Source organism: Proteocatella sphenisci DSM 23131, from assembly GCF_000423525.1.
GTDB classification, from domain to species: Bacteria; Bacillota; Clostridia; order Peptostreptococcales; family Filifactoraceae; genus Proteocatella; species Proteocatella sphenisci.
Genome location: NZ_AUID01000010.1, coordinates 80736 through 90872 on the forward strand (window position 1 = coordinate 80736; position 10137 = coordinate 90872).

The 10137-nt window shown below is 39.3% G+C and carries 11 protein-coding genes; all 11 read left to right on the forward strand.

The window, feature by feature from the left end:
* Nucleotides 1–18 precede the first annotated feature (18 nt).
* Genes G558_RS0105225 through G558_RS12430 form a run of 11 tightly spaced genes read left to right on the forward strand, consistent with a single transcriptional unit; the run spans nucleotide 19 to nucleotide 9958 of the window.
* Entirely contained in the window at nucleotides 19–2067 is a 2049-nt protein-coding gene (locus G558_RS0105225; RefSeq protein WP_028829241.1) for a chemotaxis protein CheA, read from the forward strand.
* A gap of 19 nt (nucleotides 2068–2086) precedes the next feature.
* The gene (locus G558_RS0105230) at nucleotides 2087–2572 is read left to right on the forward strand and encodes a chemotaxis protein CheW (protein WP_028829242.1); all 486 of its coding nucleotides are present in this window, start codon (nucleotides 2087–2089) and stop codon (nucleotides 2570–2572) included.
* Between the two features lie 22 nt (nucleotides 2573–2594).
* Complete coding sequence (locus tag G558_RS0105235) at nucleotides 2595–3413, forward strand: CheR family methyltransferase (RefSeq protein WP_028829243.1); 819 nt, start codon at nucleotides 2595–2597, stop codon at nucleotides 3411–3413.
* 45 nt (nucleotides 3414–3458) lie between these two features.
* Nucleotides 3459–4046, forward strand: coding sequence for a CheB methylesterase domain-containing protein (locus tag G558_RS0105240; protein WP_071604453.1), 588 nt, complete (start codon nucleotides 3459–3461; stop codon nucleotides 4044–4046).
* A gap of 21 nt (nucleotides 4047–4067) precedes the next feature.
* Nucleotides 4068–4514, forward strand: coding sequence for a flagellar export chaperone FlgN (gene flgN / locus G558_RS0105245; protein ID WP_028829245.1), 447 nt, complete (start codon nucleotides 4068–4070; stop codon nucleotides 4512–4514).
* Between the two features lie 24 nt (nucleotides 4515–4538).
* A complete protein-coding gene (gene flgK, locus G558_RS0105250) occupies nucleotides 4539–6089 on the forward strand; it encodes a flagellar hook-associated protein FlgK (RefSeq protein ID WP_028829246.1) in 1551 nt (516 codons plus the stop codon).
* 16 nt (nucleotides 6090–6105) lie between these two features.
* On the forward strand, nucleotides 6106–7095 hold the full coding sequence (locus G558_RS0105255; RefSeq protein ID WP_028829247.1) for a flagellin N-terminal helical domain-containing protein: 990 nt from the start codon (nucleotides 6106–6108) through the stop codon (nucleotides 7093–7095).
* 49 nt (nucleotides 7096–7144) lie between these two features.
* A complete protein-coding gene (locus tag G558_RS0105260; protein WP_028829248.1) occupies nucleotides 7145–7750 on the forward strand; it encodes a DUF6470 family protein in 606 nt (201 codons plus the stop codon).
* 20 nt (nucleotides 7751–7770) lie between these two features.
* Nucleotides 7771–8217, forward strand: a complete 447-nt coding sequence (gene fliW / locus G558_RS0105265; RefSeq protein WP_028829249.1) for a flagellar assembly protein FliW — start codon at nucleotides 7771–7773, stop codon at nucleotides 8215–8217.
* 2 nt (nucleotides 8218–8219) lie between these two features.
* The gene (locus G558_RS12425) at nucleotides 8220–8468 is read left to right on the forward strand and encodes a carbon storage regulator (protein ID WP_036931627.1); all 249 of its coding nucleotides are present in this window, start codon (nucleotides 8220–8222) and stop codon (nucleotides 8466–8468) included.
* A 23-nt stretch (nucleotides 8469–8491) separates the two neighbouring features.
* Nucleotides 8492–9958, forward strand: coding sequence for a methyl-accepting chemotaxis protein (locus tag G558_RS12430; RefSeq protein ID WP_051188489.1), 1467 nt, complete (start codon nucleotides 8492–8494; stop codon nucleotides 9956–9958).
* Nucleotides 9959–10137 lie beyond the last annotated feature (179 nt).

Genomic DNA, 10137 nt, shown 5'->3' on the forward strand with positions numbered 1-10137 from the left:
GAGGTGGTGTTAATTTCCATGAACAATAGCATTGATTCTATGCTTGATATGTACCTTTTTGAAACCAACTCTCTTCTAGAACAACTCGAAGAGCTATTCATTGGTTCCGAAATGGAAAAAAACTTATCCAGCAACAATATCGACGAGATATTCCGCATAATGCATACCATAAAGGGCTCATCAGCAATGATGGAGTTTACTTCTCTTATGGAGATAGCTCACAGAATAGAAGACCTGTTCTTTTATATACGTGAGAATGGTATGGAAAAGATGAGCGAAGCAAACATTTCAGAACTGTTTGATATATTATTCCAGTCAATGGATTATTTCAAATCTGAAGTAGATAAGATACAAAAGGGAGAACCTCTCTCAACTAATATCGACAACTTTGTTACAAATATTAACATGTTCCTTGATAAAATTAAGAATCTGGGACTAGAAATAAAAGTAGAAGTGGCACAAGAAATTTCAAGAGATTCTGAAGAAAAATCAAATTCTCAAAGTGAAGAACTTAAAAGAATGTGTACACTTTTGGTATTTTTTGAAGAAGATTCAGGAATGGAGCACATAAGAGCATTCATGATGGTTACGACCCTTAGAGAAGCCGGGCTCCAGTTTGAATACTTTCCTGAAGATATAGAAACTAACAGAGAAGCGGCGTCGTACATACTCGACAGAGGATTCTCAATATTCTTTGATTCAGAAGAAATGGCAAACAAAGCAATAGCTATCATAAAAAATACAGGCGGCATACGCTCATACGAAATGAAGCGGATTGGAACTGATGAGGAAAAAACTGATTTGGCTGAGATAGTTCAAAAAGAAGTAAGCAAAGATCCCCATATAGAAATTATAAATGCAAAAATAAACAATGTACCAAACAAACAAAGTCTTATAAGCGTCAACCTTTCCAAACTTGACAAGCTGATGGATCTTGTAGGAGAGATTGTTATCACAGAATCTATGGTAACCTCATCGCCAGACATACAAGGACTCAAGCTTGACAATTTCCTAAAATCCACCAGGCAGCTTCGCAAACTTACAGACGAGCTTCAAGATATAACCATGTCACTGAGAATGGTACCTATCTCAGGTGTATTCCAGAAGATGAACCGAGTTGTAAGGGACATGAGTAAAAAACTTGGCAAGGAAGTAGACTTTGTAATAGAGGGCGAAGACACAGAAGTGGACAAATCTATAGTAGACAGTATAGGCGATCCTATTATGCATATAGTGCGTAACTCTATGGACCACGGAATAGAAGCTTCAAGAGAAGATAGAATAAGAGAAGGAAAGAAAGCAAAAGGCGAAATCCTGCTTTCTGCAAGACACACAGGAAGTGAAGTAATAATTACTATAAGCGATGACGGAAGAGGCATAGATACCTCAAGAATCCTCGAAAAAGCCCGTGAAAATGGACTCCTTACAAAACCCGAGAATGAATATAGCCAAAAAGAAGTTATATCACTGATGATGATGCCAGGATTCTCGACTAATGAAGAAGTTACAGAGTTCTCTGGAAGAGGCGTTGGAATGGACGTTGTCAAAAAGAGTATAGAAGCTCTGGGTGGAACCATAACCGTGACAAGCGATTTCGGATTTGGAAGCTGCACTACCCTAAAGATTCCACTTACACTGGCAATCGTAGAAGGAATGGAAACCGCAGTAGGAAAATCCATATTTACTATTCCAATAAACAACATAAGACAGTGCTTCAGAGTTACAAGTGAAGAGATAATTCATGACATATCAGGACGAGAAATAGTAAAGAGAATGGATGAATTTTACCCTGTGGTTAGAATACACGAGCTTTACAGCATAGATACGCAGGTCAAGAATATAGAAGACGGAATACTTATATGGGTTGAATCGGGAGACAGATCATACTGCCTCTTCATAGATGAGCTCATAGGAGAACAGCAGGTAGTTGTAAAACCGCTTCCTTCATATCTTAACAGCTTTAACATAAAAAATTCTGGAATAGCAGGATGCACAATCCTTGGAGATGGCAACATAAGTATAATCCTGGATATTCTCAATGTGTATACACTTGCAAACAACGAATAGATAAGGAAGGGAGGATAAAATGTCAGAAGAATTATTAGAATTTGAAGATTATCAAGACTACCAGGACGACGAAGAGGTACTGGCAGATACAAAAATATATCAGAAGTACCTTACCTTCAGTTCAGACGGGCTGCTTTTTGGAATAGACACAAACAATATAATGGAGATAATTACAAATGCAACTCCAATAAAACTGCCTATGGTTCCAAATTTTGTAAAAGGAATAATAAACCTTAGAGGACAGATAGTTCCAATAGTGGACATGCGCCTGAGAATGGGTAAAAGTGAAATAGAATATGATGAAAAATCATGTATAATAGTCCTTGACATGGACAATACAGAACTTGGAATAATAGTAGATTCAGTAGATCAGGTACTGGACATAGAAGAAGAGAGAATATCAAGAAACCATAAAAGAAGCGAAGAACTTGTGAGTGGGATGATTTCGCTTCCCAACCAGAGTGTAATCCTTATATTGGACTGCGAGGCAATAATTAACGGCTGATTTGCTGATTTAAGGAGAAAAAATGCTTACAATTGAAAAAAAAGATTTTCATGCACTGGTAAATTTTGTGCAGACCAACTACGGGATAGACCTCACCAAAAAAGAGCAGCTCATAGTTGGCCGTCTCCAGTTTACTGTTATAGAAAAAGGTTTTAAGGACTTTGGAGAATATGTAAATCACATAATCGAAAACAGAAACGCAGATGACATAGAGGTAATGCTAAACAAGCTTACCACTAACTACACACATTTCCTCAGAGAAGAAAAACACTTTGACTACATGAAAAAAAACATATTGCCAGACCTTGAAAGCGCAAAGAAAAACAAGGTCCTGAGCATATGGAGTGCAGGATGTTCCTCAGGAGAAGAACCCTATACAATGTCCATGGTATTAAAAGACCACTTTGACAAAAATTCATCCCAGTGGGACACCAGAGTCCTTGCTACAGACATATCGCAAAACGTTCTTCGCAAGGCCCAAAATTCTATCTATCCCCAGGCAGACCTTGAAAACATACCCAAAGAATGGGTGAGCAAGTATTTTGTAAAAGATACTGGCACCGGGGGATACAAAGTATCAAGTGGGATAAAAGAAAATGTTATATTTCGTACATTCAATCTGATGGACCCTATAAAATTCAAGCTCAAATTTGATGTTGTTTTTTGTAGAAACGTGATGATATATTTTGACAAACCCACCAGGGCAGCGCTCATAAAACGTTTTTATGATGCGACCAACCCCGGAGGATATCTGTTCATAGGACACTCAGAATCACTAAACAGAGATGATGCGCCCTACAAACAGATGGGACCGTCCATATACCGCAAGCCACTTGAATAAGAGCATGGACAGATATATCACATACAGAAAGGCAGGTGTAGAGTTATGATAAGCAAACTTGACACCACAGTAATTGCAATCGGAGCATCTACTGGAGGGACAGAAGCCATCCTTAAAGTAATACAAAAACTTCCCAAAGAAACACCTGGAGTAGTGGTGGTTCAGCATATGCCAGAAGGCTTTACTGCGATGTATGCAGACAGGCTCAACAAGATATGTCAAATGGATGTAAAAGAAGCAGAAGATGGAGATAAAATAAGAAGAGGGCTCGTCCTCATAGCCAGAGGAGACCTGCACATGGAAGTCGCAGGCCCACCTGGAGCGCATCGCGTGGTACTCACAAAAGGAGAAAAAGTAAGCGGCCACAGACCATCTGTAGACGTGCTGTTTGAGTCAGTAGCCAGGACCGTAAAGAAAAATGCCATAGGCATAATCCTTACCGGCATGGGCAAAGACGGAGCACAAGGCCTTCTCAAAATGAGAGAAAACGGAGCCTTTACCATAGGGCAAGACGAAGAATCCTCGGTAGTATATGGAATGCCCATGGTGGCATTTCAAAGAGGGGCAGTAATAAAACAGACAAGCTGCGACAATATAGCAGGAGTGCTCATGGATTACCTGGGCAAGCTTTAGAAGAAGGCAGGGATAAGAAAAATGGAAAACATGGACAGGTTCACATCACTGATCAAAGAGATGACAGAGTTTTTTGATGCATTTCAGCTAATAGAAAAAGAAAAACTTCAAGCTGCTGCGTCAAACGACATACTGCGCCTCGAAGAACTTATGAAAAAAGAACAGGCAGAAATACTTGTGCTCAGAGGATTTGAAAGAAAACAGCAGGAAATTCAGGCTGATATGGGCTGCGAAGGCCTTACTTTCAAAGAAATAATAGAAAAAGCACCAGAATCAGGAAGAGCAGAACTTGAGAATGTATATTCCAGACTTTCAGATTCCCTGGACCTTTTTCAAAAGACTACACAGAGTGTAAAGCAAGCTATAGATATTAATCTGCATGAAATACAAAAAGTACTGCAAAAAGTGAAAAAAAAAGAAACAAAGCCAACAAAAGGAACACGCAGTTTCACCAGCAGAAAAGTTTAATATAAAAGATATGGAGGTGTAAACATGCGTTCAACATTTGCAGGATTTACAACAGCACAACTGGCAATGAGAGCCAGTCAAAAAGCCCTTGACGTAACAGGGCAAAACATAGCCAATATAAACACCGTAGGCTATACAAGACAAAGACTCGACCTTATGAGCCTCAACACAGGCAATGGAGTAAATAAATACGAATCCAGTGTCAACGTAAAAGTCGGAAACGGAGTACTCACTACAGGCCTTTCACAGATAAGAGACCCCTTCCTTGACATAAGATACAGAAACGAAGCAGCAAGCGTAGGAACACAGGACCAAAAGCTGGCGATACTCAAAGACCTGGAGACCATATTTGACGAGGTAACCAAAAATGGACTTCAAAATCAGATAAGCGAGATATCGAGCATGCTCCAAAAACTTTCCTCAGAAGTAGGAAATGCTGAATTTGACAGCATGGTAAAATCGTCCTCAGACGTACTGACAAAGATGTTTAACCAGTATGCAAAACAGCTTGATGGGATTAGGGAAGAACACGAGACAAATCTGAATATAGACGTAACGAGCATAAATGATATAATAGGAAACATAGAAAAACTGAATGAGACAATAAAAATCAATCATATTCACGGAAACTCAGCCCTTGAGCTTCAAGACCAGCGAAACCTTTTGATAGACGAGCTGAGTAGCTACATGAAGATTGATGTTAAATACAGAGTCGAGAAGATAACAGATCAGGTAAGCGTAGAAGTGCCCGTTATAAGCCTAATCGGAGAATCTGGCAAGATACCACTCATAGACGGTAACTACAAGACCGAGCTGAAAGTAGAAAAGACGGCAGATGGAAAGACAAATATAAGCATGACAATGCCGGATGCAACATCACAGGATGTAACAGAAGAAGTGACAGGTGGTACTCTCAAAGGAATCATTGATATGCTAAATAAATCAGGTGAATTTGATAGAGGTGGAGAAACCGTAAGAGGCATAGGCTACTATGAACAGTCTCTTGATTTACTTGCCTCAAAGTTTGCCGAGTCATTTAATACTGCAAATGGTCCAGGAAAAGAACTTTTTGCAGCGTCAGACGGTACGGGTATTATAACAGCCAAGAATATATCCGTATCAGAAGGCTGGAACAACGGGACAATAGGGATAACGGCATCAGTAATTGCAGGTTCTCCGGTGGGAGCAAATGATAATATACTGAATATGATATCAATGCTTTCAGAGAAAAAAGATTATATGATACCAGCAAAGTCAGCGGTAGCAGGGCCGCCGCCGTTACCAGAGGAGCCAGAAAAACTGCTTTTCAATGGTTCATTCCAGGAGATGTTCACAAATACAGGCAGCATGCTTGCCCTAGACGTAAAATCCACGACAGCCCTTTTGGAGAACCATTTGACCATAGCGGATGGAGTTGCAAATATGAGAGATAATGTATCAGCGGTATCACTCGACGAAGAAGGAATGAACATACTTCACTATCAAAATTCGTACAACGCAGCGGCGAGGCTTATGACAGCCCTTGATGAGGCAATTAATACAATAATAAACGGTATGGGAATTGTTGGCAGATAAGAGGAAGGAGCCTAAAATGCGAATAAGTACCAATTCAATAATAAGAAACTACAGAACAAATCTTGGAAAATCCACATCAAGACTTAATGAATCAAGAGAAAAAGTTTTGACAGAAAGAAAATTTAACAGAGCATCTCAGGATCCAGCTGCAGCAAACAAGGCTTTTCAGCTAAGAAGAGAATACCTTAAGAATGAAGACTACCTTCACAACCTCGGAGTAGCACAAGGGCAGCTTGCAGCTACAGAATCGAGTCTCATGCAGGTAAATGAGATGAGCAAGCAAGCAAAAGGAGATATCCTTAGAGCGCTTAACGGGGCAACCAGTAAAGAAGGAAGAACGGCAATAGCGCAGAATCTGGAAGAAACAGCAGAATCTATAGTAATGAGTATGAATGCCAGATATGGAGACAAATTTTTATTTGGAGGAGCCAGCACAAAAGAAGCTCCGTTTAAACTTGAAGCTGGAGACTTGTTTTATAGGGGAATAAGCGTGACCAACGGAGATCTGATTAAGCTCAAAGAAATGTCAGAAGAAACCAATTATATTGACTTGGGATTCGGACTGAGTAAAGATGAGGTGAGTGGGGAGATAATAAAGGGTACAGCCTACAATCTTTCGAACCCTGGAATTGAGGCACTTGGATATGGGGTTGATGGAGAGATTAACAAAAATCTGGTTGTTCAATTAATGGATATGGCAAAAGTGCTTAGAGCTGATGATTTTGATTCTGAGAAGCTAGGGAATATGAGTACCCAATTTGACAAAAGTGTGAGCAATAACCTTGATAAAATAACTCAGCTTGGAAGTACAAGCAAATTTCTTGAGGATACAGAAAGTAGGCTAAAGGACAATAACCTTAATCTAAATGAAAAGATTATATCAGTAGAAAATGTAGATCTCGCACAAGCGATAACTGAGTTTTCATGGGCAGAATATGCATATAATGCGGCGCTAAAAGTTGGAAACAGCATACTTTCGCAGTCCTTTATCGATTTTATGAGATAAGTATTACGGTATGATAAAGTCTTTAAATTTACACAAGGAGGTGTATTTGATGGGACCACTTATTAAAATTACTAGGGTACCAATGGCTTATGAACTTAAAATAAACAACGCAAGAATAGAAAGACGTTCAAGAAAAACAGACTTAAATCTCACCACAGACAAGGGTGGACTTAGAATTGAAAGTAACAATATAAAGGTAAGTATTGATACTTTTGAAGCAAGGAACTCAGTTGTTCCAACCGCCAGAAGAAGCATTGAACAGGCGGCAGAAAAAGGAAAGTCTGCAGCATATGAAGCCGCCGCAAGATATACAAATGAAGGGACGATACTGATGGATGCAAAACTGGATGGAAATGCCTTGAATCAGATATTTAAAAATAGGGTTCAGCTCCCAACCGGCGAGTTTCAGCTGGGATTTACACCTGCTGCAGGGGCTGAAATCAGCTGGTCTGAGCCAAATGTTTCAATACAATATGAAATGGATAAACTTAATTTTGAATTCAAGATTACAAATGGGGATTTTGAATTCATACCTGGAGGCATCGAAATGAATATTACTCAGTACCCGGATGTGATAATAGAGTACATAGGAAAACCGATATATGTACCAGCAAGTGCAGATCCAGAACACGAAGGGTTTTCGCTGCAGGCATAATGAAAAAAAGGGGAGAGAATATGGAACTATCAACAAAATATTTTGACAAAATCTCTGTTTCAGAGAAAGATATAATTAGATTTGAACATGGATTGTTTGGATTTGAAACACTCAAGGAGCATATTCTCATAAGTTTTGAACCAGGCAATGATAATCTTATGTGCCTTCAAAGTGTTCAGGACAGTGAGCTTGCCTTTATTCTCATGAATCCTTTTAATCTTAAAAAAGATTATTCACCGATCTTGACTGATTCGGATATTAGGGAACTTGAGATAAAAGATGATACAGAAGGAGTGCTATACTATGCTGTTTGCGTGGTTAAAGACGATGTATCAGAGAGTACAGTAAATCTCAAATGCCCTCTTGTAATAAATCCTCAAAGTCAGGCTGCAAAACAGCTGATCCTTGACGATGAGAGATACAGCTTCAGGCATAGCCTCCAAAAGCTTATGGAAGGGGATGTCTAATAATGCTCGTACTGCATAGAAAAAAAGGAGAATCGCTTATAATAAATGACAATATAAAAATCACCATTGTCGATATCAGTGGAGAAAAAGTCAAAATAGCAGTAGAAGCTCCCAGAGAAATACCAGTGCTTAGGTCAGAACTCGTAAATGCGGCGCAGGCAAACAAAGAAGCGGCAAGCAGCGAAAACAAAATCTCGGCTACAGATATACGAAATGTACTGGGAATCAAAAAAAACAAGTCAGAACAATAATTTCACAGAAGGAGAATTAAAAAATGAATCTCAAAGAAATGAGCATCCAGGGGCTGATGAAGCTTATTTTCACAGTGCTTATAGGATTAAGTGCAATAAACACCTTTGTCATTATAGGAGCAGGAACAAGAGGGGGAGGGCTTGAGTCTAACATACCACTTATTATTGCTGTAACAGTAAACCTTATATTTATCATAGCGTTTTCCGTGCTCAGCCTTTATGTAATAAGAAAAAGAGTAATTAACCCTCTTGATCAGCTTGAAAGCGACATGCAAGAAATATCAAAAGGAAATCTCAGTACAAGGATAAGACACGAGTCAAAAGATGAATTTGGAAAATTTGCAGACGATTTCAGAGCGCTGCTATCAGTGATAAGAGAATATATAAGTGGAATACAAAGGCTTGCAACTCAGATGGCGGATGGAGACTTTGACATTGAGTTCAAGAATGACAGTATAGGAGACTTCAAGGTCATAGACACTTCGTTTCAAAATCTCTCATCAAGTCTTGGAAATATGATACATCAGATAAACGAATCATTTTCGCAGGTTTCATCAGGTTCTACTCAAGTAGCAGACGGTGCGCAAATGCTTTCACAGGGTGCTACGGAGCAAGCGAGCGCCATAGAACAGCTTTCGGCAGCGATACAGGAGATATCAGATCAGATAAACCAGAATGCAGAAAGTGCAAATACAGCAAACCAGAAAGTTGCAAATCTGGGCTCAGAAATTGAGCAGAGTAACTCTCAGATGGAAGAGATGATGAGCGCTATGAGTGAAATAAATCATACCTCCTCAGAAATAGGGAAGATAATAAAGACAATAGAAGACATTGCATTTCAGACCAACATACTTGCCCTCAATGCCGCAGTAGAGGCAGCAAGAGCAGGCAGTGCAGGAAAAGGCTTTGCAGTAGTTGCTGATGAGGTAAGAAACCTTGCAAACAAGAGTGCTGAAGCGGCAAAAAATACTACTGTACTTATCCAGAGCTCTATAAAGGCAGTAGATAAAGGAACCAAGATTGCAAGTGAAACAGCGAGACTTCTCGAGAATATAGAAAGTGGTTCAAGAGATATAGTTGAAAATGTAGATCAAATATCACATAAATCTCAAGAACAGGCAGTCTCAGTAAGGCAGGTAACAGATGGAATAGACCAGATATCATCTGTTGTCCAGATGAACTCAGCTACCTCAGAAGAAGCAGCCGCGGCGAGTCAAGAGCTTTCAAGTCAGGCTCATCTTATGAAATCTGAACTGGAAAAATTCAGATACAGAAAGGGTGGACATACATCAAAACCAGCTGCGCCAAAGACAGAGTTAAGATCGGTGCCTAAAAAAGAAACAAAGCCGTCAGCAAAGCCAAGAGCAGCAGTTTCAAATCCAGTTCCAAAACCAGCAATTTCCAAATTAGCTCCAAAACAGTTTTCTAAACCAGTTGAAAAAGTGAGTGCGACTTCAACAGGGGTAATATTTAATCCGGACAAATATTAGAAAAGTATAAATATAGAAATACAATGAATAAAATATAATATGCACAAAAAAGGGGCTGTCGGGAAATAGCCCCCAAAGAAAAAAAGCGACTAGTTCGCTTTTTTTAATGCAAAAAAAAGCAAAAAAAAATGACAAAATATATTGCCATCTTTTCCCGTTATATTTTATAATATAACTAC